Origin of the sequence: Microbacterium sp. nov. GSS16 (assembly GCF_028198145.1) — a bacterium.
In the GTDB taxonomy this organism is placed as follows: domain Bacteria; phylum Actinomycetota; class Actinomycetes; order Actinomycetales; family Microbacteriaceae; genus Microbacterium.
In genome coordinates, this window is record NZ_CP116338.1 from 25,467 (window position 1) to 44,501 (window position 19,035).

Sequence of the window (19,035 nt, forward strand, 5' to 3'; positions counted from 1 at the left end):
AAACGATCGTTTACGGCAGGGGGCAGTCAGCCTGTTTGACGTTGTTGCGCCGGTCTCAGAGCCCGAATGCTCCTCCGCTGATCAGGATGAATACACCGAGCCCGATGAGGACGAGGGGGAACAGGACGTGTTCCCAACGTTCCAAGATCTCGGCGATCGGACGTCGCGTGGCGATGAACCTGGCCACGATGACGAGCACAGCAACGAGCGCGAGGAACACGACGCAGTATGCGACCACCGCCGCGGGTCCGACGTTGAGGAAAACGGGGACGTAGACGCCGATGTTGTCACCGCCGTTAGCGAAGGTGACCCCAGCTACGGCCCAGACAGCAACCTTCTTGCCTTCGATCTTCGCCTCATCGTCGTCATCGTCGTGCCGGCGGCGCCATGCTTGCCAAGCTGCCCATAGTCCTAACGCCAGCGGGATGAGGCCGAAGTATGGAATGACCTCGGGCGGAAGGAAGGCTCCGGCGCCGAGGGAAACGAGTACGGCAGCGCCGAGAATGCCGACGAATCCCAGGTACTGACCCGCCAGGATTCGAGTTGTCGTGCCGCGTTGCCCCGCGCCGCGGGCGAAGAATAGGGACAACACGATGATGTCGTCGATGTTCGTGGCTAGGAACAGACCGATCGCTTGGAGGACAGAGAGAATCATGTGTTCGCTTTCCGGAGATAGAGCAACAAGCCAAGTCCCACGCCGACGCCGAGGATGACGTCGGCAAGGTTGCCGATGAAGAGGTTGCCGTAGGCCAGGAAGTCGATGACGTGACCGCGACCGAATCCGGGCGGAGCGAGCAAGCGGTCCAGCAGGTTGCCAACCGCGCCTCCCCACAGGAGTCCGATCGCGATCGCCCACCCAGCCGTTCGGGCGCGCGTCGCGGCGATGAGCAGCGCGATGGATGCGGCAGCGGCCAAGACGGTCAGGAGCCAGGTCGCGTCGGCGCCGAGAGACATCACGGTGCCAGGGTTGAACGCGAGCTGCAGCCCGAGCCAGTCTCCGAGGATGGGGACTCGGTCGGCCTCGCTGAGCCGTGCAAGGGCGAGTGCCTTCGTGCCTTGGTCGACCCAGACGGCGACCGCTGCGACACCTACTGCGAGTAGGAACCGCAGCAATCGGCTTCGCGCGGACGCTCGGTCGGGCGAACTCGTCGCGTCCCCACGAGTGGCTCTGCCGAGAGTGATTCCGTCATCGGGCCGGGTCATGCCTTTCTCCGTCGCGCCGCTCGGAGCCCGTTGAGGATAACGACAACCTCTGCGACCTCGTGAACAAGGACGACGGCTGCCAGACCTAGGTATCCGGTAATCGCCAAGGGCAACAGCACCGCGATGAGCGCGATGGACAGCACAACGTTCTGATTGATGATGTTGCGGCCACGGCGTGCGTGTTCCAGTGCCTGCGGGATAAGGCGCAGGTCATGTCCAGTGAACGCAACATCGGCCGACTCGATCGCGGCATCCGCGCCCTTCGCTCCCATCGCGATTCCCAAGTCCGCGGAAGCCAGCGCGGGGGCGTCGTTGATGCCGTCCCCGATCATGGCCGTGGGTTGCGACTTCGACAGTGCTGCGACAGCGGCAGCTTTATCCTCGGGGCGTAGCTCGGCGCGCACATCGCTGATCCCGGCCTGTGCGGCCAGAGCTGCGGCGGTGCGAGCGTTGTCGCCGGTGAGCATTGTCACCGCGATTCCACGTCGGGTGAGGGTTGCGATGACATCGGAAACTTCAGGGCGCAGCTCATCACGCACTCCTACCGCGCCAACAGGCTGGTCGTTGCGGTGCACGATAACCACAGTCATCCCCTCGGATTCCATTGCCTGCACCTCGCCGTCCAGCGAACCGGCGTCCAGCCAGCGCGGGCTACCCACCGCGATACGGGCACCGTCGAGCGTGCCAGAGATGCCGTGTCCGGCAGTCTCACTGACGGCCTCCGCGGTTCGGGCCTCGGAAACGGCGGTGGTGATCGCAGCAGCCAGGGGGTGCGTACTGTGACCCTCCAAGCTCGCCGCCCACGCGAGCACATCGTCCTCGGTCGTCCCCGCGACGGTGACGACGCGGGCCACGGTGGGCTCATTGCGGGTCAGGGTGCCGGTCTTGTCGACAGCGAGATGGCGGATCCCACCAAACCTCTCGAACGCGGCCCCGGACTTCACCACCACACCAAACTTCGATGCTGCACCGATCGCGGCTACGACGGTGAGCGGAACAGCGATCGCCAGGGCGCACGGGGACGCGGCGACCAGCACGACCAAGGCGCGGGTGATCCACAGCTCAGGATCGCCAGTCAGGAGCGAACCGAGCACACCGACCAGAACCGCGAGGATCATCACTCCGGGAACGAGAGGACGGGCGATCCGGTCAGCCAGTCGCGCCCGGTCGCCCTTCTCAGCTTGCGCCTGCTCGACCAGCTCGACGATCGTCGTCAGCGAGTTGTCGGTGCCAGCAGCGGTCGCCTCGATTTCGAGAACGCCTGTGGTGTTGATCGACCCGGCAGAGACTTCGTTGCCGGGATCGACGTCGACCGGGATCGACTCGCCCGTGATCGCTGAGGTATCCAGGCTGCTCCGCCCAGTCCGCACAATGCCGTCTGTGGCTACCCGTTCACCCGGGCGCACCACGAGCACGTCTCCCACGCGCAGATCCTTCGCCTCCACTTCGGACGTCGCGTCGCCTCTCTTGACGAGTGCGGTTTCGGGTACGAGCTTCAACAACGCCCGCAAGCCCGCGCGTGCACGGTCCATGGCCCTGTCCTCCAGCGCTTCCGCGATGGAGTACAGGAACGCCAACGCGGCGGCTTCCTCGACGTAGCCGAGGATGACTGCACCGGTAGCGCTGATCGTCATCAACAGTCCGATCCCGAGCTTTCGCTTCGCGAACAGCTTGCGCAGCGCACCCGGAACGAAAGTCGACGCACCCAACAACAGAGCCACCCAGAACAGCACCAGGCCCGCGGCCTCTGCGCCGGTCCACTCGCACACCAGGCCGGCGCCGAACACCACGCCGGAGAAAATCGGGATCAGAACGCCCGGGCTCCGGTACCACGGCCGGTCATCGTCATCATCGTCGTCGAGGTCGACATGCTCGACGTGCAAACCCGTGACCGAGCTCACGCCCGCAACTCCCCCGCCACGCATCCTTCGACCCCACAGTCCGGGTCCATGCACGGCACACTCTCATCGACCGCGAGCGTCACGTCAACCAGCGCCGTCAAGGCGCGGGCAAGGTGTGGGTCTGCGACCTCGTAGCGAGTCTGCCGCCCCTCGGGCTCAGCCACCACGATCCCGCACCCGCGCAAACACGTCAGGTGATTCGAGACGTTGGAACGAGACAGCCCCAGCTCCCGAGACAACACCGCCGGGTAGCTCGGTCCGTCAAGAAGGGTCAGCAGGATGCGCGAACGAGTAGGGTCAGCCATCGCCCGCCCGAGCCGGTTCATCACGTCAAGTCGATCTGAAATAGTCAGCATACGATGACTATACATTGCGCGATGTACAGTTTACCGCCGTCTTCATGCATCCTCAAACGGCTTCCACCGGTTCGAGACGCTCGCCTGGGCGGGCATCACTTCCGGCATCGTCGACGCCTGGCCGGCGGCGCCAAAGACGACCCGGGTATCAAGGCTGCCTTTCGGGAATAGACCGGCACCCGTTGAGTTGGATACCCCAAGGGGGTATCTTGTGAGCATGAACGGTTACACCGACAACAAGGCGGATCTGCGTAAGCGATTGAGTCGGGTTGAGGGTCAGGTGCGGGGTATCTCTCGGATGGTCGATGAGGACAAGTACTGCATCGACATCCTGACGCAGGTCGCTGCGGCCACGAAGGCGCTTGAAATTGTGGCGTTGTCGCTTCTCAGCGACCATCTGAGTCATTGCGTCGCCCAGGCAAGCGCTGAGGGTGGCGAGGTTGCCGCGGAGAAGGTCCGCGAAGCAAACGATGCCATCGCTCGCCTGGTCCGTTCATAACCACTCGTCAAACTACTTGGGAGGAACTCACCATGACTGACCGCATCGAACTCGGACTGAAGGACGCGAACGCTGGTTGCGCGTGCTGCGCCGCTCCATCGAACACCGAAGCATCCACTCCTGTCATGACCCCGGTCTCGGAGGATGTCCTGGTCACCGGGATGACGTGCTCACACTGTGTGTCGAGCGTCAGTGACGAACTGAGCGCCCTGGACGGTGTCGCGTCCGTCACCGTCGACCTGAACACTGGCGGCCCGTCCCGAGTGACGATCCACAGCGCATCCCCTGTCGATCCCGCTGCCGTGAGGGCTGCGGTCGAAGAGGCCGGCTACAGCCTCGCGACCGGTCACGCCTGACCCACTATCCGTCCGCGCCCGGGTCATCCCCGGGCGCATCCGAGCAAGGGTTTCCGATGAGCCAGCACGACGAACACACCCATCACACTGGACACGAGAATCACGGCGGTGCGCCGACAGCGCAGCATGACCACGCGGCGATGAGCCACGATCACGGCGCTCCTCAAGAACACGCCGGTCACAGCGGTCACGAGGGCCACGCCCGCCACGCCGGCCACGGCGATCACGTGGGCCAGTTCCGGCGATTGTTCTGGATCATGCTGATCCTCGCGGTCCCTGTTGTCGGGTTCTCGATGATGTTCTCGATGCTGCTCGGGTACCCGCTGCCGGAGGCCGCGTGGATCGGGTGGGTATCCCCGGTTCTCGGGACGGTCATGTACGTGTGGGGTGGTGCCCCGTTCCTCACCGGCGCGGTGAGCGAGCTGCGTGCCCGCAAGCCCGGAATGATGCTGCTGATCGCCCTGGCGATCACTGTGGCGTTCCTCGCATCCTGGGGCGCGAGCCTCGGGCTGCTGCATCACGAGCTGGACTTCTGGTGGGAGCTGGCGCTGCTGATCGTAATCATGCTGCTCGGTCATTGGATAGAAATGCGTTCGCTCGCACAGACCACCTCGGCACTGGACTCGCTGGCTGCGTTGCTGCCCGACGAGGCGGAGAAGATCGAGGGAGATACGACCGTGACGGTCGCCCCGTCTGATCTGCAGGTGGGTGATGTCGTGGTGGTGCGCCCGGGTGGGCGGGTGCCCGCGGACGGGAGGATCGTGCAGGGCTCGGCCAGCATGGACGAGTCGATGATCACCGGCGAATCCCGCCCCGTGCGCCGCAGCGACGGTGACCAGGTCATCGCCGGCACCGTAGCAACCGATTCCGGTGTGCGGGTGGAAATCACCGCCATCGGCGAGGACACTGCGCTTGCGGGGATCCAGAAGCTGGTGACGGAGGCACAGAGTTCATCCTCGCGGGCTCAGCGGCTCGCTGATAAGGCTGCGGGATGGCTGTTCTGGTTTGCGCTCGGCGCTGCCGCGATCACGGCGATCGTCTGGACGGTCGTCGGACTGCCCGATGCTGCGGTGATCCGCACGATCACCGTGCTGGTGATCGCCTGCCCGCACGCCCTCGGCCTGGCTATCCCGCTCGTCGTGTCGATCGCCACGGAACGGGCCGCGCGTGGGGGCGTTCTGATCAAGGATCGTCTCGCGCTGGAGAGCATGCGCACCGTCGATACCGTCCTGTTCGACAAGACCGGCACGCTCACCAAGGGCACTCCCGCTGTGACCGCGATCGACCCCGTCTCCGGAACCGACCCTGATCGGTTGCTGGCGTGGGCGGCGGCCGCGGAAGCCGACTCCGAGCACCCGCTCGCTCGCGCGATCGTGAACGCGGCGAAGGAGAAGACTCTCACGGTCCCTTCCTCGTCCGACTTCGAATCTTCCCCGGCGGTTGGGGTGCGTGCACGTGTCGATGGACGCATCGTGCAGGTCGGTGGCCCGTACATGCTCGAGCAGGAGCATGCCTCCGAGCTGCCGGTCGCCGACGAATGGCGCGATGAGGGGGCGATCATCCTTCACGTGCTCGTCGACGGCCAGGTCGCCGGTGCGCTGCGTTTGGCGGATGAGATCCGCTCGGAGTCGCGTCACGCCGTCGACGCCCTCCATGAGCGCGGCGTGCAGGTGGTCATGATCACCGGTGACGCCGACGCGGTTGCCGCCTCGGTCGCGAGCGAACTCAGCATCGACCGCTACTTCGCCGGGGTCCGACCGGAGGACAAGGCCTCGAAGGTGAAAGAGCTTCAGGGCGAAGGCCGCAAGGTCGCGATGGTTGGAGACGGTGTCAACGATGCCCCCGCGCTCGCGCAGGCCGACGTCGGTATCGCCATCGGCGCCGGGACGGATGTCGCGATCGCGTCCGCGGGCGTCATCCTCGCCAGCGACGACCCCCGTTCGGTGCTGTCGGTGATCGAGCTGTCGCGGGCCAGCTACCGGAAGATGAAACAGAACCTCTGGTGGGCCGCCGGCTACAACCTGCTCTCCGTCCCCCTCGCGGCCGGCGTGCTCGCCCCGATCGGGTTCGTGTTGCCCATGTCAGTGGGTGCGCTGCTGATGTCTCTGTCGACCATCGTGGTCGCCCTCAATGCACAGCTGCTGCGCCGACTGGATCTGCGCCCGGATGCGGTGACGGGCACGTAGCCGGGAATCAGAGGCGCATAGTCTGCGGTGTTAGCATCCTGAGCAGAGTGGAGGGTCCCCGCATGCATGTCGCGTTTCGCAGCGCACGCCCGCAGCTGTCGCTGCGCGCGCTGTTGATGCTCGGCGCGGCCACGCTCATGGTCATCGTCGGGCTGCTGGCCATGCACACCTTCACCGCCGAACCAGCCGGGCACGGATCACCCGGGCTCACCCACTCAACATCCGCAGCCGGCGATGAGCACGCCCCTGACGTGATGGGCAGCCCCGACAGCGTGGGCACCGCCTGCGATGGGCCCTGTCACGTAAGCACCGGGCCCGACCAGGGCCACAACGACATGCTGACGGCCTGCGTGCTCGCGCTACTCGCCGGCCTCCTGCTGCTGCTTCCTCCGACGCTGATCCACAGTCGCGGCCTGCCCCTCCACCGCGTGACGATCCCGGTTAGGTGGGATGCGACCGGTGTCCTTCCGCGGGCTCCTTCGCTCACGTTCCTTTCGATAAGTCGCACCTGAGTAGTCGCCGCCGACCCGAGCGGTCGGTTTCGCGGCGCCCCCTGGCGCCGTTACTTGCGCAACCCTCATACGACTTATCGAAGGAACAATCATGAACAAGAAGATCCCCCTCGCTGTCAGCACCGGCATCCTGACACTCGCGCTGGCGCTCAGCGGCTGCGCGGACAACAGCACCGCACCGTCCAGCGAGACCACCTCCCCGTCGCAGTCGTCGTCGGCCACACAGGCGACTGAGGCGGATGAGATGTTCGTCACGATGATGATCCCGCATCACCAGCAGGCCATCGAGATGGCCGACATCCTGCTCGCCAAGGACGGGGCAGACCCACGCGTGGTCGAGCTCGCCGAACAGATCAAAGCAGCGCAGGGTCCCGAAATCGACAAGATGCTCGGATGGCTCGAAGACTGGGGCGTGGACTACGACCCTGACTCCATGGGCGGCATGGACCATGGGTCAATGGGCGGTGACGACAGCATGATGTCCGAAGAAGACATGACCCTGCTGGAGAACGCAGACGCCGCCGAGGCCAGCCGTCTGTTCCTCGAACAGATGATCGTGCACCACGAAGGTGCCGTCGACATGGCGCAGACCGCCCTTGACGACGCGCAGAACCCGGACGTCCTCGACCTCGCCCAGCAAGTGATCGACGATCAGACCGCAGAGATCGCCACAATGCAGGAACTCCTGGAACAGCTCTAGGACCCGACTCGGGCGGGCCCAGAAACGTTCGGCCCGCCCTCACCGGCCACCTCTTTGCCACGCCCTCGACATCCATTACATGTCGGTGCGCTCCTGCCGCGCGCCGCGAAGCCAGGCCGTCCCGCGGCCGCCACCGGAAGCCATCATGAAACGCTCACTCCTTCTCGCCACTGCCACGGTGACCGCCCTCGCCGTCATCGCCACCGGCTGCACCGCAACACCGCTCGGAAACCCCGACTCGGCACCACGCATCGACCACATCCACGGCATCGCCGAAGACCCACGTGGCGATGACCTGCTCATCGCCACGCACAACGGCATCTTCACCCTCGACCCCGGCGGGAAGATCTCCGGCCCGATCGGCGGACACGATTTCGACGCCATGGGATTCACCGCCTGGAAAGACACGCTGTTCGCGTCCGGACACCCCGGGGAAGACACCCCGCCTGAACTGGGAGCCCCGAACCTCGGCATCATCCGCAGCGACGACTACGGGAACTCCTGGTCCCCGATCGCCCTCAACGGGACCACCGACTTCCACGTCCTGACCGCAGGACCCGACGGCGTCCTGTACGGCATCCCTTCCAGTCAGGTGAACCTACTCACCAGCACCGACGAGGGAAGCACCTGGACAGAGCGTGCACCCCTCGGCGCCGCTGATCTCGCCGCCACCGAATCCGGCGTGTACGCCGCCGCCGAAGAAGGCCTCCTCCTCAGCACCGACGGCGGCAACACCTTCACGCCCGTCGATGCGGCCCCTGTCCTGTACGCCCTGGAGGCGCGCACGGACGGCACCCTTCTTGGTGCTGGTACGGACGGCGTCCTGTGGTCACAGGACGAAAGCGGTGCCTGGCAGCAGCTGGAATCGCTGCGCGGCGCCGTGCAAGCCCTCTCCGCCATCGACGAGCGCATCATCCTCGTCGATGACCGCGGCATCGTCGGGATCACCCCAGACGGCACGACCGTCCTCAGCCCCGCCCAATAGGGGGGCGGGTACCGACAAAGCCCCGCGCTCCAAGACTTCTCATGAACAAGCCCAAGAACCCATTGCGGAATCTCACGCTCTTCATCACAGCCGCGACGATCGCCGTCGCCCTCCTCGCCACCGCCAGCTTCCTCACGATCGGAGCGATCTTCCAATGACCCGCGCCGGAACCCACCCGCTCGATCCTGTGCGAACGCATCGACGCCTCGTTCGCCTCGGGTACGTGCTCCTGGCCACGGGCCCGGTCCTCGCACTCGCGCACTTGCTGAGCGACACGCAATCGACCGATGCCGCCTGGTGGACCTACACAGTCGCCAGCTACGACATCGCGCTGATCATCGTCATGGCTGCCGTGGCATTGATCCTGCGGGATCCCCCGCCTGGGGGAACGGATCAGCGAGACACTGCGCCCTGAGCGTTGAGGCCGCATCACGGCTGGGGTTACCATGCCCTCCCGGGGTATTCAACGGGGTGCCGCAGGCGACACCGTGATCGTAGTTTGAGAGTTCCAGGACGACGAGAGGATTCGATCATGACTGTCGTGGCAGAAATGCTCCGCTCCTATCCGAAGGACCTCGGACAGGTCGACCAGAAGGCGCTCGTGGACTGTATCGAGGCCTGCATGGACTGCGCCCAATCGTGCACCGCATGCGCGGATGCGTGCCTGAGCGAGGAGATGGTCTCAGAGCTCACGAAGTGCATCCGCACGAACCTGGACTGCGCCGACCTCTGCGACACCACCGCGCGCATTCTGTCCCGACACACCGGCTACGACACCAACCTCACCCGGGCAGCCCTGGAAGCGTGCCGCACCGCGTGCGCGAGCTGCGCCGACGAGTGCGAGAAGCACACCATGCACGAACACTGCACCGTGTGTGCCGCGGCCTGCCGGCGATGCGAAGACGCGTGCGCCACACTCCTCGCAACCCTCTGAACCGGACGCTCATCAACCGCGCGACGCGCAACCAATCCAGACGAACAGGTGAATCACATGTCACAGGACGCCCATGAAGGAAGCGAACGACAGTCAAAGGACAAGAAGCACGGCTCGCTGAAGATGTACCTGCGTTTCGCGGCGATGATCCTCACCGGCATGGTCGTGATGTACTGGACGATGTTCGCCGGAGTGTGGGAATGGGGACACATCCGCTTCAGCGAGAGCCGCGTATTCATGGCCCTCACCATGGGCGGCGCCATGGGCCTCGTCATGCTCGCCTGGATGCTGAACATGTACAAGAACACCAAAGCGAACATCGCCGTCGTCATCGTCAGCGTCCTCCTGCTCGGAGGCGGCGTCGCGCTCGACCGTAGCCAGATCACCGTCGACGACACCGCATACATGCGGGCCATGATTCCCCACCACTCCCTTGCGATCACCAGATCTGAACGAGCGCAGATTCAGGACATCCGGGTCTGCGAGCTCGCCGTCGGAATCAGCGAAGCTCAGCGGCGAGAGATCCTAGAAATGGACTGGCTGATCGACGATATTGAACGCAACGGACTCGCCACGACACCCGAGGACGCGCAGAACCGGCCCGTTCCCGACTTCGACCGGGCTGCCGACCGTGAATGCGCCGACGACGAGTAGCGATGCCCGGGCGCGGCCCAGATGTCTGCGACGAGATAGTCACCAAGGTCCGCTGAAAGTCCCCACCGAATGAGTTTCGGAGAGTCATTGCGGCAGCTCGCCGTGAGACTCTAACCGAATCAGTCAGAAACGATCGTTTTCGGTGGAGTGCGCCAGCGGCGCTCTTCTTTCTATGCTGGATGAGTGAAGAACGACTGGATCGAGCATCGCCGAGGCGGCGACGGAGAACTCATCGGATGGATGCAACCGACTGAAAATGAATTCATCGTTGTCGATCTGCTTGGCAGGCAGCGCACGGAACCCGTCGACTGGCTAACGGCCGAAGAAACTCTCGACGGTCTCGGCCTCGCCTACCTCGCGGACCCGTACGAGCTCCGCCTTGACAGCGGCTCCTGGCTGAGGGTGCGCATCACAGAGGTCTCCACGGACGGGGTTCGAGTGAAGAAGGACGACTGGGGCGACGTGAACGCCCCAGAACTCTATTACTCCGTCCCCTTCCCCGCGGACGAGAATTTGCTGCGTCCGCTGGGCGAGCGCGCCTGAGATACTCACCGGGGCCCAGCCCGCAATCGAAGACCTCGACCCCAAACGGCATTTCGGCGGACGTTAATGGTCTGCCGCTCCAAATCGTTTGCGGGTTCGCGCCGCAAACGATTGTTTCTGGCGGCCCGCTCATAGGCCGGAGAGGAACCCGTCAACTGTGTCGGCGAAGCCTGGATGATCCTGCGGTCTGTGGTTCGTGCCGGCGAGCTGAACGTGTTCTGCGCCCTCTCCTACCAAGACACCGGCTATCACCTCGTACTCCGAGTTCCACCCTCCAGTGACGACAAGGGTGGGCACTCCGTTGATCGCGGAGCTCGTCACTCCGAATCCCCACGGGGGCTGCTTCGCTTCAAATCTCGCGGCTGCCTCCCGCTCTTCATCCCAACGAGAACGGTCGGCGGGGCCTCCGAACATGAGCGGCCGGACGATGGACCAGTAACCGAACAGGTCGCCACTTCGAGAAAGGGCTCGGGCGCGCGTCATCGTCTCGATGTGATCTTCGATCACCGGGACACCCCTGGCGACGTCGTAGAGACCAGGCTCCAGGAGAACGAGTGCACGCGGGGCGATCTGACGTGCCTTTAGAGCCAGAAAAACGGGCACGGCGCCGGCGGAATGCGCGAACACGACCGCATCACGCGGAGTGAGTGCTGCGAGAGATGCAACGTTCTCGTCCATCGGTCCAGTGAAGTCAAGACTCGCAAAGCGCAACCCCTGGTCCGGGATCGAGGGCCAGGCGTCACGGCCCCGGCGACCCGCGCCGTGAACATACACTCGCATCCGCCCACAGTACTCGCGGCCTCCGAAAACCCCTGCCAAATCCGGCCTACGGCAATCGTTGGTGGTGCGCCTCCATTCGTTGCATGGCCTTGATAGCCTCGATCACATGCTCGGGGTCGGCTGGCTCGCTGCGGCGGTAGGAATCATTCTGTTCCACGTAGCACTTGCGATGACATTGCGCGCGAATCCGACTACCAGCCTCCCTTTCTACCGAAGGGCCGAGATCGTTCCTCCCGGATCAGTCCTGCTCCGAGCTATCGGCGCTGGTCTCATCGTCCTTGGGGCTGCCCTGCTCAGCACAAGCGCCTGGTACTGGCCTTTCGCTATCGTCCTGGCCGGCCCGATCGCCACGCTGACAGTGATCACCTTCCACAACAGAAGAATCGCGGAGCGAGCGACCGGCTGAGTGCATTCGGCGCATACCGCTCACCATGCACGCCAACCGAAAAAGTCTGCCGTTTGCCATTGTGACGAGCGTTTCCGGCAGTCCTTCCGAGCCCAACACCTCACATTTCACTGTGCTGCGAGGAGCCCTGGTCGGCGCATCCCAAGCGGTGTAGATCTTAGAACCCGAGGATCGCAATGTGCGCCGCGAACGAGGTCTGACCGTCATCACAGTGATGTACGCACAGATCGACAAGTACTACGGCTTTCTCGAGAGCACGCCACTCGACGCCGCGGACCGTGCAAGCCTCGTGGATCAGCGACGGTGGCTGACCGAACGCCGTGGTGATGTGACCTCAATCCGGACTACAACGGCGCCGCTCAACCTCACTGAGATCATCGGCGCCGCAGCTGACCACGCGTTCCTGGACCGGACGTCGCGCGACGCCGCCTGGCGGTTGTGGCGTGAGATGAGCGCTGACGCTCACGTTCTCGGTTGGTCGCTCTTCCAGCGGACAACCTTCGGACCGGCTGAGCGACGCACGGGTGTGGGCGAGGGAAAAGCTCCAGGAGGTCTGGAGCACGTCGCGGAACCGTTCCTAGCGTCGTACCGACTATTGAAGTGTGGGTCGTCCTTGTTCGACCGCAGCCGCGAGGAACCCTAGCCAGGACGAACCGCTGCTCGGTGCGGGCAACACGGTCGTCGCCGCCGAGCTGGACATGCGCGTTATCGCGGTGGCCGATCACGTGATCGATCTTCAACCCGGCGCGGGCGACGCCAGCGGGACTGAGGCTGCAGCTGGTTCGCCCGCCCACGTCGCGGATAAGGACGTCGATGCTTCCGCGGGCTACCTCACCGCCGCACTGCAGGCAGCCACCACCGCGAACCCGTAGTGACGAGCGTGCCGCCGTACGACGCGAGAATCGTACAGCGGCACGCTCGACGAGGTCGTGGTCTCAGGCAGGGAGCTTAGAGGCCAGGACGTCCAACTTCTCGATCGTGGGCTCGCTAAACAGCTTGCCGGTCTGCTCGCCGAGAGCGGCAGCGACTGCGCCGGACAGGTGTGCGTCGCGGCCGGCGTCATCGGGGAACACGTCGAAGATCCCGAATGAGGACGGGCCGAGACGGATGGCGAACCACGCGGTGGTCGCCTGCTCGTCCTCGACAAGCGCACGGCCGCCGTCAAGGAACTGCTTCACGTCGTCCTCCTTCCCGGGCAACGCGTCGAACCTGACCAGCAATCCCTTGGTGACACTCATGACTTCTCCTCTTCCTTTGTCGCGGTGCCCGCGAGGCGGGACACTATCGCCTCGGAGAACGCCGGGAGGTCCTCCGGCGAACGGCTGGTGATCAGGTTCCCATCCACCACGACGTCCTGGTCGACGACGTCCGCACCAGCGTTGCGCAGGTCCGTGCGGATGCTCGGGAACGACGTCAGGGTGCGACCGGCGACCACGCCGGCCTCGATCAACGTCCACGGCCCGTGGCAGATCGCCGCCACTGGCTTGCCGCTTTCGACGAAGTCGCGGACGAAGGAGACGGCGTCCTCGTCGACCCGGAGCTGGTCGGGGTTCACCGTGCCGCCGGGAAGCATCAGGGCGTCGTAGTCGCCCACCGAGGCGTCGGCGACCAACCCGTCGACGGTGAACGTGCCCGCTTCATCCAGGTCGTTCTCGCGGGCCTTGATCTCGCCGTCGTGGATCGAGAGGACCTCGGTCTGAGCGCCGGCCCGTTCGAGTGCTTGGCGGGGTTGCTCGAGCTCAACGCGCTCGACTCCATCGGCGGCGAGGATCGCGACCCTCTTGCCCTGAAGATCCGCTGCCATATCAGTTTTCCTTCTTCCCGTTTGACATGCCGGGCTTGATGAGGACCTTGGTCCAACCTTTGGACCTGGCGTCGAAGTTCTTGTAGGCATCGGCGGCGTGGTCCAGCGAGATCTCGTGGGAGACGATCCAGGAAGGGGTCGCCTTGCCGGCCGCGATCAGGTCTCGCAGCCGGCGGTTGTACCGCTTGACCGGGGCCTGACCGCTTCCCATGGTCTGACCCTTGAACCAGTGTGTGCCGAAGTCGATGGCCGCCTTGCCCTGCTTGGCCAATTCGTCCTTGGCCCCCGGGTCCTGGGGGACGAACACGCCAACGGTGCCGATTCCTCCGGTGAAGCGGACCGAGTTGATGAGCATGTTCAGCGTGGCGGTGGTGTCCTCGTTGCCCTGGGGATCGTGGGCCTGGTAGCCCACGCATTCGCAACCTCGGTCAGCTCCGAGCCCCATCGTCTCGTCCAGCACAGCCTGCACGGGGTCGACCTTGGAGTCATCGATGGCAATCGCACCGATCTGCTCGGCCAGCGCGAGCCGGTCAGGGTGGCGATCGACCACCATCACCTTTGCGGCGCCCTTGATCATCGCGGACAGGGCGGCCATTAGTCCGACCGGACCCGCCCCAGCGATCACAACGCTGTCACCGGGGATCACGCCGGCCATCTCGGTGGCGTGGTAGCCGGTTGGGAAGATGTCAGAGAGCATGACGTAATCGTTCTCCCTCTCCTCCGCATCCTCGCCCAGGCGCAGCGCGTTGTGGTCACCGAAGGGCACGCGGAGCAGCTCCGCTTGGCCACCGCCATAAGGACCCATGTCGGCGAACCCATAGGCCGCACCGGCGAGTGATGGGTCGGGCTGAGTGGTGAGGCAGTAGTTGGTGAGGCCGCGTTCGCAGTTCTTGCAGAATCCGCACGAGATGTTGAACGGGAGCACAACCCGGTCTCCGACCCTGACCTTCTCGACGCCACTACCGACTTCGATGACCTCCCCCATGTTCTCGTGACCGAACGTCCGGCCTACTTCGAAGGAGGTCCGCCCCTCGTACATGTGGAGGTCCGAGCCGCAGATGTTCGTCGTCGTCACCCTGACCAGGACATCGGTGGGTCGCTCGATCTTCGCGTCCGGAACCTCCTTCGTGCTGACCTGACGGGGTCCCTCGTACACCACTGCTTTCATGTCTACTCCGATCCGATGGTGTTGCTCGGTAGCCTTCTGGCCTTGATCACCTGCTGTCAGGGCGTTGACAGCGCAGCCTTCGCGAGATACCCGACGTCCTCAGGAACCACGTGTCGAGGGGCTCGCCTTGAGTTGATGTGTAGCGATCGAGCCGGGATAGTGCCCGGGTCCGCTGCTCGATCACGCGTCGACGGCGGGCTTGCCGCCCTCGGTCTGCGCCTTGTCCGCCCGGGCGGCTGATTCAGGCGAGCGTCGACGGCTGATCTCGGCGGCATCCGAGATTGGACCGGCGTTGGTGGGTGCGAGAGCCAAGATGACCAGCACACCCGCGATGACGACGAGGCCGGCCCATCCGAGAGCGGTGAGACGCTCACCGACGATCAGGACGGCAAGGACTGTGGCGATAGCGGGTTCGGTGAGGGTGACGGTCGTGGCGGTGCTTGCTGACACTTTGGTGAGGCCGTATCCGAACAGCAGGTATCCGAAGAACATCGGGACGAGCGCCATATACGCGGTGACGGCGATGTTCTGACCGGAGTCGAGAAGCGAGGCGCCGGTGAGGACGAGGACCGGTATGAGGAGAAGGCCACCACCGCCGAATACGGCACCCATTGATGCTCCTCGGCTGATGCCTCCGCTCATCAGCCGGTGCGATGCCCAGGAGTAGGTGGCGTAGGTGATGCCGGCTACCAGACCGAGCGCAATGCCCAGAACCGTGTCGAATGCCGACCCGGTCTGGTCCTCGATCTTGGCTACGCACAGAAGCGTGCTGCCGATCGCTCCCAGCGCCGCGGCGAGCATCCACCATCGGCTCAGTGGTCGTCGATCCACAACCCTCTCCAGGATTCCGGAGGCGAGCGGAGCTGACGCGAGGGACACAACCGAGCCGACCGCGACCCCGGCGGAGTGCATGGAGCTATAGAAGGCGAGGGGATAGATCGCGACCGCGACCGCGCCCGCGCCGATGATCACAATCCATCGCTGGGCGCACAGCGCCGTCCGCTCGGCTCGCAGCGCGGGCACGGCGATCACCGCCTGTAGGAGGCCACCGATACCCAACGCTGCTGACCCGATCGCGAGAGGACCCGCACCGGGTGCGAACGTCGCCGCCGTTCCGGTCGTGCCCCACAGCACTGACGTGACCGTGATCGCTGCGATTCCGACCAGACGCCCCCGGTTCACCGAGCGCCAATCATGCGGGCGGCGAGCTTCTTAGCGTGCTGCAGTCGATGAGAGCTGCTCTCGAGCCCGGCGCGCGCCATGGCACCCTCGAGAAGAAACGAGCAGTGCTCCGCCATCGCGCGAGCTTCAGACGGCGAGGTTAGTGCGCTCAGGTGATCGAACAGGATCTGCTCGACCTGCTCCTTATGGCGTCGGACCGCATCACGACCGGGCGAGCCCACCGGCAGCTCCGCCGCAGCGTTCAACAGCCCGCACCCGCGGAAACCGTGGTCGTACCCCAGCTCCGCGTGATCGATGTAGGCATCGAAGACAGTGAGAACACTCTGCTTCGGATCAGCAACATCCTCGGCTCGCGATGTGTAGAGCGTTAGCCACTCCTCGTGGCGGGCCTCGATGTAGGCCAGCACCAGTTCGTCCTTCGATGTGAAGTTGTTATAGAGACTCATCCGCGCCACCCCTGCCGCGGCGGTGATCGCGTTGATCCCCGTGGCCGCGATCCCGTCTGCGTAGAACAGCCGCGCCGCAGCGTCCAACAATCTCGTGCGTGCGGTGATCTCATCAGGCATGCGCCACCCCTCTCTAGGTAGACCAATCTACCTAGAGGAGCTGCGTTAGCGGAGCTCGCGAGCCGCGGTCACCTAGCCTGCGAAGGAACCGCGCCTGTGGCGACTGTTCTCGTGGCTGAGGGTCCAGACCATGTTGCGGTGCCTTTCGGACCGTGACCCCACGATCTCTGCACCGCTCATGTGACGATCGAAGGGTGACTACCCCGCGATCCTCCGAACTCTCAGCGGTTCGGCGTGCCGACACTGAACCCGGCTCGGGTGAGTTCGTCATCGATTTGTCAGGACTGACGCTGACGGAGAACCTGCTGCGACTCATCGCGAATGAGAAGGAGGAGTTCGAGGCAGTGCTGGGCCGAAAAGTCGCCTTCCGGATTGCTTCTGACGAGGATCCTGCTTGGGTGGTGGAAGCGCCGGTAGAAGTCGGCTCCGCTCCGACGTTGCAGTGGCAGTCGGGAGCCCGGCTGGCATCCGTAGTGGCGACCGAATCGGACTTGCTCGCGACCATGAATGCCCTCCACACACTGTGCCGGACCGGGTGCGACGCTGTCGTCGTCACACCCGCGGCGACTGTGACCGATGCGATCGACGTCGTTCGCGCTGAGATCGCCAACACCTATCCGTCGTTCGCCCTTCGCGGGCTCGACTGGGAGTCCATCTGCGACGAACACCTCGATGACGAGGTGTCGCCGTCCGGCTTCGCGGACATGGCCGCGGCCTGGGTCGCGAAGCTCGGAGACGCGCACACGAGCATCCGGACATCCGCGTCGAACACCTTCAATCCTGACTACCGCGGGATGCTACACGCAGACGGCGTGCATCTGACCGACGTACCCCGTCAAAGTGCCGCGTGGGAAGCCGGCGTGCGCGCGGGGTGGGTTGTCACGGTCGACGAAATCGATCGACTGATGAGAACCGTGGGTGCGACCCCGCAGCAACTGGCGGAGGTGCGCGCGAGGCGGGCCATGGGCATCCGGGGAACGCACCGCATCTACCGCGCGCACGACCCCTCCGGCACACGTTCGACCCAGTGGGAAGAGGCTGCGGTTCCCCTGACGCTCGAGAACGCGGTGCAGGTGGAGGATGACAAGGACGGCAGCACCTGCATCCGTGTGCGAGCATTCGCTTCTCACTTGGATCTGCATTCCGTGTTCGATGACGTCATCGCGTCGACGGCACGGTCGGATCGGATCATCATTGATCTGCGAGGTAACACGGGCGGGTCCATACTGCTCGCGACTGACCTGCGCGACCGCTTCCTTCGTGAGCGAACGAAGATCGGGTACGTCACTTTCACCGACGGCCGAGGCGGCCTCGCGCCACGAGCGGAGCGATGGGCAGAACCGAGCGAACGGCGCCGTTGGGAAGGCAGAACCGAGATCCTCATCGATTCGATGACCTACAGCGCGAGCGAGGACTTCGTGCTCGGATTGCAAGGACTCGACCACGTGAGAGTCAGCGGTTCGGTGTCGGGAGGCGGCTCTGGGCGCCCGCGCCGGGTGCCACTGCTTCCCGGCGTCGACCTGACGATCAGCACTGCGATCACGTACGACCGGCAGGGCAACCCGGTGGAGTTCCGCGGCATCCGGCCCGACCGCGGCTGACGTCCCGTGTAGCGTCGAGTGTCAGAGTGTCGGCGAACAGCGGTCGGGGGTCGAGCATGCGTCGGTCGCAGGCGTTGTATGTCGAGGTGCTCATCCGAGCCGATGTGGAGACGGTCTGGGCGCTGACGCAGGATCCAGACCTCCATCCGCGATGGGACCTGCGCTTCAGCAGGATCGAGCCGACCGGCTCTGATTCGGCGGGCCGGTCGCGGTTCCGGTACGAGCGGGCCTTGCCGCTGCACGTGATCCGGGGCGAGGGCGTGTCGCTCGGAGAGAAGACCCGCGACGATGGCATCCGCACGTCCGCGTTGGCGTTCTCGACCGACGACCGCCTGTCGCCGTTGCGCAGCGGCCGCGGGTACTGGCGGTATGTGCCGACCGCCGAGGGCGTGCGATTCATCACCGGCTACGATTATCAGCCGGGCTGGGGACGGGTCGCCGATCTGGTGATGCGGCCGGCGATCCTCTGGATGACCGCATGGAGCTTCGACCGACTGCGCATCTGGGCCGAGCGCGGCGAAGAACCGAATCGGTGGCCCCTGCTGTCGGTCGTGTGGTTCTGGCATTCGGGCAGACCCCGCGCCTCGCGGTGTCGCACCGTCCCACCGCGTGACGGCGCGATGGCTGATGCTCCGCAGACGCTGCAGAAGGTCAGCGTCTCGTGAGCGGCACTCCGATGTTCCGGGCAGCGCTCGGAGA

At 64.9% G+C, this 19,035-nt stretch carries 25 protein-coding genes; 15 read left to right on the forward strand and 10 right to left on the reverse strand.

Going from position 1 to position 19,035, the window contains the following annotated elements; translation table 11 throughout:
• Positions 1 to 55: 55 nt before the first annotated feature.
• From PGB26_RS00105 to cmtR, 4 genes are read right to left on the reverse strand one after another with little or no spacing between them, the layout of a single operon-like run.
• Positions 56 to 655: a cadmium resistance transporter gene (locus PGB26_RS00105; protein ID WP_271638290.1), complete on the reverse strand. Its 600-nt coding sequence runs from the start codon at positions 653 to 655 to the stop codon at positions 56 to 58.
• A complete protein-coding gene (locus PGB26_RS00110; protein WP_271638291.1) occupies positions 652 to 1,203 on the reverse strand; it encodes a signal peptidase II in 552 nt (183 codons plus the stop codon). The genes PGB26_RS00105 and PGB26_RS00110 overlap by 4 nt, the downstream gene beginning before the upstream one ends.
• Complete coding sequence (locus PGB26_RS00115; RefSeq protein ID WP_271638292.1) at positions 1,200 to 3,104, reverse strand: heavy metal translocating P-type ATPase; 1,905 nt, start codon at positions 3,102 to 3,104, stop codon at positions 1,200 to 1,202. The genes PGB26_RS00110 and PGB26_RS00115 overlap by 4 nt, the downstream gene beginning before the upstream one ends.
• Positions 3,101 to 3,460, reverse strand: a complete 360-nt coding sequence (gene cmtR, locus PGB26_RS00120) for a Cd(II)/Pb(II)-sensing metalloregulatory transcriptional regulator CmtR (RefSeq protein WP_053548253.1) — start codon at positions 3,458 to 3,460, stop codon at positions 3,101 to 3,103. Before cmtR ends, PGB26_RS00115 begins: the two co-directional genes overlap by 4 nt.
• A 217-nt stretch (positions 3,461 to 3,677) precedes the next feature.
• On the opposite strand from cmtR, the gene PGB26_RS00125 reads away from it, so the two are divergent.
• The 10 genes from PGB26_RS00125 to PGB26_RS00170 all read left to right on the forward strand — a co-directional run bounded on the left by PGB26_RS00125 (position 3,678) and on the right by PGB26_RS00170 (position 10,829).
• Entirely contained in the window at positions 3,678 to 3,959 is a 282-nt protein-coding gene (locus PGB26_RS00125) for a metal-sensitive transcriptional regulator (RefSeq protein ID WP_271638293.1), read from the forward strand.
• A 32-nt stretch (positions 3,960 to 3,991) separates the two neighbouring features.
• Complete coding sequence (locus PGB26_RS00130) at positions 3,992 to 4,315, forward strand: heavy-metal-associated domain-containing protein (protein ID WP_271638294.1); 324 nt, start codon at positions 3,992 to 3,994, stop codon at positions 4,313 to 4,315.
• Positions 4,316 to 4,371: 56 nt separating this feature from the next.
• Entirely contained in the window at positions 4,372 to 6,501 is a 2,130-nt protein-coding gene (locus PGB26_RS00135) for a heavy metal translocating P-type ATPase (RefSeq protein WP_271638295.1), read from the forward strand.
• 62 nt (positions 6,502 to 6,563) lie between these two features.
• Positions 6,564 to 7,013: a DUF6153 family protein gene (locus PGB26_RS00140; protein ID WP_271638296.1), complete on the forward strand. Its 450-nt coding sequence runs from the start codon at positions 6,564 to 6,566 to the stop codon at positions 7,011 to 7,013.
• A 91-nt stretch (positions 7,014 to 7,104) separates the two neighbouring features.
• A complete protein-coding gene (locus tag PGB26_RS00145) occupies positions 7,105 to 7,713 on the forward strand; it encodes a DUF305 domain-containing protein (protein WP_271638297.1) in 609 nt (202 codons plus the stop codon).
• Between the two features lie 145 nt (positions 7,714 to 7,858).
• Positions 7,859 to 8,698 (forward strand): F510_1955 family glycosylhydrolase, encoded by an 840-nt coding sequence (locus PGB26_RS00150; protein ID WP_271638298.1) that lies wholly within the window; start codon positions 7,859 to 7,861, stop codon positions 8,696 to 8,698.
• Between the two features lie 223 nt (positions 8,699 to 8,921).
• Positions 8,922 to 9,113 (forward strand): hypothetical protein, encoded by a 192-nt coding sequence (locus PGB26_RS00155; protein ID WP_236967381.1) that lies wholly within the window; start codon positions 8,922 to 8,924, stop codon positions 9,111 to 9,113.
• Between the two features lie 117 nt (positions 9,114 to 9,230).
• The gene (locus PGB26_RS00160) at positions 9,231 to 9,632 is read left to right on the forward strand and encodes a four-helix bundle copper-binding protein (protein WP_053548210.1); all 402 of its coding nucleotides are present in this window, start codon (positions 9,231 to 9,233) and stop codon (positions 9,630 to 9,632) included.
• A gap of 57 nt (positions 9,633 to 9,689) precedes the next feature.
• Positions 9,690 to 10,286, forward strand: coding sequence for a DUF305 domain-containing protein (locus PGB26_RS00165; protein WP_271638299.1), 597 nt, complete (start codon positions 9,690 to 9,692; stop codon positions 10,284 to 10,286).
• 183 nt (positions 10,287 to 10,469) lie between these two features.
• Positions 10,470 to 10,829 (forward strand): hypothetical protein, encoded by a 360-nt coding sequence (locus PGB26_RS00170; protein WP_271638300.1) that lies wholly within the window; start codon positions 10,470 to 10,472, stop codon positions 10,827 to 10,829.
• Between the two features lie 129 nt (positions 10,830 to 10,958).
• Here PGB26_RS00170 and PGB26_RS00175 read toward each other — a convergent pair whose 3' ends face one another.
• Entirely contained in the window at positions 10,959 to 11,507 is a 549-nt protein-coding gene (locus PGB26_RS00175) for an alpha/beta fold hydrolase (protein ID WP_271638301.1), read from the reverse strand.
• A 208-nt stretch (positions 11,508 to 11,715) separates the two neighbouring features.
• Here PGB26_RS00175 and PGB26_RS00180 point away from each other — a divergent pair, with 208 nt between their 5' ends.
• From PGB26_RS00180 to PGB26_RS00190, 3 genes are all read left to right on the forward strand, one after another.
• Complete coding sequence (locus tag PGB26_RS00180; protein ID WP_271638302.1) at positions 11,716 to 12,015, forward strand: hypothetical protein; 300 nt, start codon at positions 11,716 to 11,718, stop codon at positions 12,013 to 12,015.
• Positions 12,016 to 12,193: 178 nt separating this feature from the next.
• Entirely contained in the window at positions 12,194 to 12,658 is a 465-nt protein-coding gene (locus tag PGB26_RS00185; protein WP_271639721.1) for a hypothetical protein, read from the forward strand.
• Between the two features lie 55 nt (positions 12,659 to 12,713).
• Positions 12,714 to 12,887 (forward strand): hypothetical protein, encoded by a 174-nt coding sequence (locus tag PGB26_RS00190; RefSeq protein WP_333909428.1) that lies wholly within the window; start codon positions 12,714 to 12,716, stop codon positions 12,885 to 12,887.
• Between the two features lie 63 nt (positions 12,888 to 12,950).
• Here PGB26_RS00190 and PGB26_RS00195 read toward each other — a convergent pair whose 3' ends face one another.
• The 5 genes from PGB26_RS00195 to PGB26_RS00215 form a co-directional block, all read right to left on the reverse strand.
• Positions 12,951 to 13,253: a putative quinol monooxygenase gene (locus PGB26_RS00195; protein ID WP_271638303.1), complete on the reverse strand. Its 303-nt coding sequence runs from the start codon at positions 13,251 to 13,253 to the stop codon at positions 12,951 to 12,953.
• Complete coding sequence (locus PGB26_RS00200; RefSeq protein WP_271638304.1) at positions 13,250 to 13,819, reverse strand: type 1 glutamine amidotransferase domain-containing protein; 570 nt, start codon at positions 13,817 to 13,819, stop codon at positions 13,250 to 13,252. The genes PGB26_RS00195 and PGB26_RS00200 overlap by 4 nt, the downstream gene beginning before the upstream one ends.
• Position 13,820: 1 nt before the next feature.
• Positions 13,821 to 14,987 carry a glutathione-independent formaldehyde dehydrogenase gene (locus PGB26_RS00205; RefSeq protein ID WP_271638305.1) on the reverse strand — a complete coding sequence of 389 codons (1,167 nt, stop codon included), beginning with the start codon at positions 14,985 to 14,987 and terminating at the stop codon, positions 13,821 to 13,823.
• A 180-nt stretch (positions 14,988 to 15,167) separates the two neighbouring features.
• The gene (locus tag PGB26_RS00210) at positions 15,168 to 16,169 is read right to left on the reverse strand and encodes a DMT family transporter (protein ID WP_271638306.1); all 1,002 of its coding nucleotides are present in this window, start codon (positions 16,167 to 16,169) and stop codon (positions 15,168 to 15,170) included.
• Positions 16,166 to 16,735 (reverse strand): TetR/AcrR family transcriptional regulator, encoded by a 570-nt coding sequence (locus PGB26_RS00215; RefSeq protein ID WP_271638307.1) that lies wholly within the window; start codon positions 16,733 to 16,735, stop codon positions 16,166 to 16,168. The genes PGB26_RS00210 and PGB26_RS00215 overlap by 4 nt, the downstream gene beginning before the upstream one ends.
• Before the next feature lie 194 nt (positions 16,736 to 16,929).
• Here PGB26_RS00215 and PGB26_RS00220 point away from each other — a divergent pair, with 194 nt between their 5' ends.
• Positions 16,930 to 18,336 (forward strand): S41 family peptidase, encoded by a 1,407-nt coding sequence (locus tag PGB26_RS00220; RefSeq protein ID WP_271638308.1) that lies wholly within the window; start codon positions 16,930 to 16,932, stop codon positions 18,334 to 18,336.
• A gap of 56 nt (positions 18,337 to 18,392) precedes the next feature.
• Positions 18,393 to 19,001, forward strand: coding sequence for an SRPBCC family protein (locus PGB26_RS00225; protein ID WP_271638309.1), 609 nt, complete (start codon positions 18,393 to 18,395; stop codon positions 18,999 to 19,001).
• The last annotated feature ends 34 nt before the right edge of the window (positions 19,002 to 19,035 follow it).

What these genes read in the sequence shown, in the direction of transcription:
- PGB26_RS00105 (WP_271638290.1), bottom strand. Translation starts at nt 655, where the DNA reads ATGATTCTCTCTGTCCTCCAAGCGATCGGTCTGTTCCTAGCCACGAAC.
- PGB26_RS00110 (WP_271638291.1), bottom strand. Translation starts at nt 1,203, where the DNA reads ATGACCCGGCCCGATGACGGAATCACTCTCGGCAGAGCCACTCGTGGG.
- cmtR (WP_053548253.1), bottom strand. Translation starts at nt 3,460, where the DNA reads ATGCTGACTATTTCAGATCGACTTGACGTGATGAACCGGCTCGGGCGG.
- PGB26_RS00125 (WP_271638293.1), top strand. Translation starts at nt 3,678, where the DNA reads ATGAACGGTTACACCGACAACAAGGCGGATCTGCGTAAGCGATTGAGT.
- PGB26_RS00130 (WP_271638294.1), top strand. Translation starts at nt 3,992, where the DNA reads ATGACTGACCGCATCGAACTCGGACTGAAGGACGCGAACGCTGGTTGC.
- PGB26_RS00135 (WP_271638295.1), top strand. Translation starts at nt 4,372, where the DNA reads ATGAGCCAGCACGACGAACACACCCATCACACTGGACACGAGAATCAC.
- PGB26_RS00140 (WP_271638296.1), top strand. Translation starts at nt 6,564, where the DNA reads ATGCATGTCGCGTTTCGCAGCGCACGCCCGCAGCTGTCGCTGCGCGCG.
- PGB26_RS00145 (WP_271638297.1), top strand. Translation starts at nt 7,105, where the DNA reads ATGAACAAGAAGATCCCCCTCGCTGTCAGCACCGGCATCCTGACACTC.
- PGB26_RS00150 (WP_271638298.1), top strand. Translation starts at nt 7,859, where the DNA reads ATGAAACGCTCACTCCTTCTCGCCACTGCCACGGTGACCGCCCTCGCC.
- PGB26_RS00160 (WP_053548210.1), top strand. Translation starts at nt 9,231, where the DNA reads ATGACTGTCGTGGCAGAAATGCTCCGCTCCTATCCGAAGGACCTCGGA.
- PGB26_RS00165 (WP_271638299.1), top strand. Translation starts at nt 9,690, where the DNA reads ATGTCACAGGACGCCCATGAAGGAAGCGAACGACAGTCAAAGGACAAG.
- PGB26_RS00175 (WP_271638301.1), bottom strand. Translation starts at nt 11,507, where the DNA reads ATGGACGAGAACGTTGCATCTCTCGCAGCACTCACTCCGCGTGATGCG.
- PGB26_RS00180 (WP_271638302.1), top strand. Translation starts at nt 11,716, where the DNA reads ATGCTCGGGGTCGGCTGGCTCGCTGCGGCGGTAGGAATCATTCTGTTC.
- PGB26_RS00190 (WP_333909428.1), top strand. Translation starts at nt 12,714, where the DNA reads ATGCGCGTTATCGCGGTGGCCGATCACGTGATCGATCTTCAACCCGGC.
- PGB26_RS00195 (WP_271638303.1), bottom strand. Translation starts at nt 13,253, where the DNA reads ATGAGTGTCACCAAGGGATTGCTGGTCAGGTTCGACGCGTTGCCCGGG.
- PGB26_RS00200 (WP_271638304.1), bottom strand. Translation starts at nt 13,819, where the DNA reads ATGGCAGCGGATCTTCAGGGCAAGAGGGTCGCGATCCTCGCCGCCGAT.
- PGB26_RS00205 (WP_271638305.1), bottom strand. Translation starts at nt 14,987, where the DNA reads ATGAAAGCAGTGGTGTACGAGGGACCCCGTCAGGTCAGCACGAAGGAG.
- PGB26_RS00215 (WP_271638307.1), bottom strand. Translation starts at nt 16,735, where the DNA reads ATGCCTGATGAGATCACCGCACGCACGAGATTGTTGGACGCTGCGGCG.
- PGB26_RS00225 (WP_271638309.1), top strand. Translation starts at nt 18,393, where the DNA reads ATGCGTCGGTCGCAGGCGTTGTATGTCGAGGTGCTCATCCGAGCCGAT.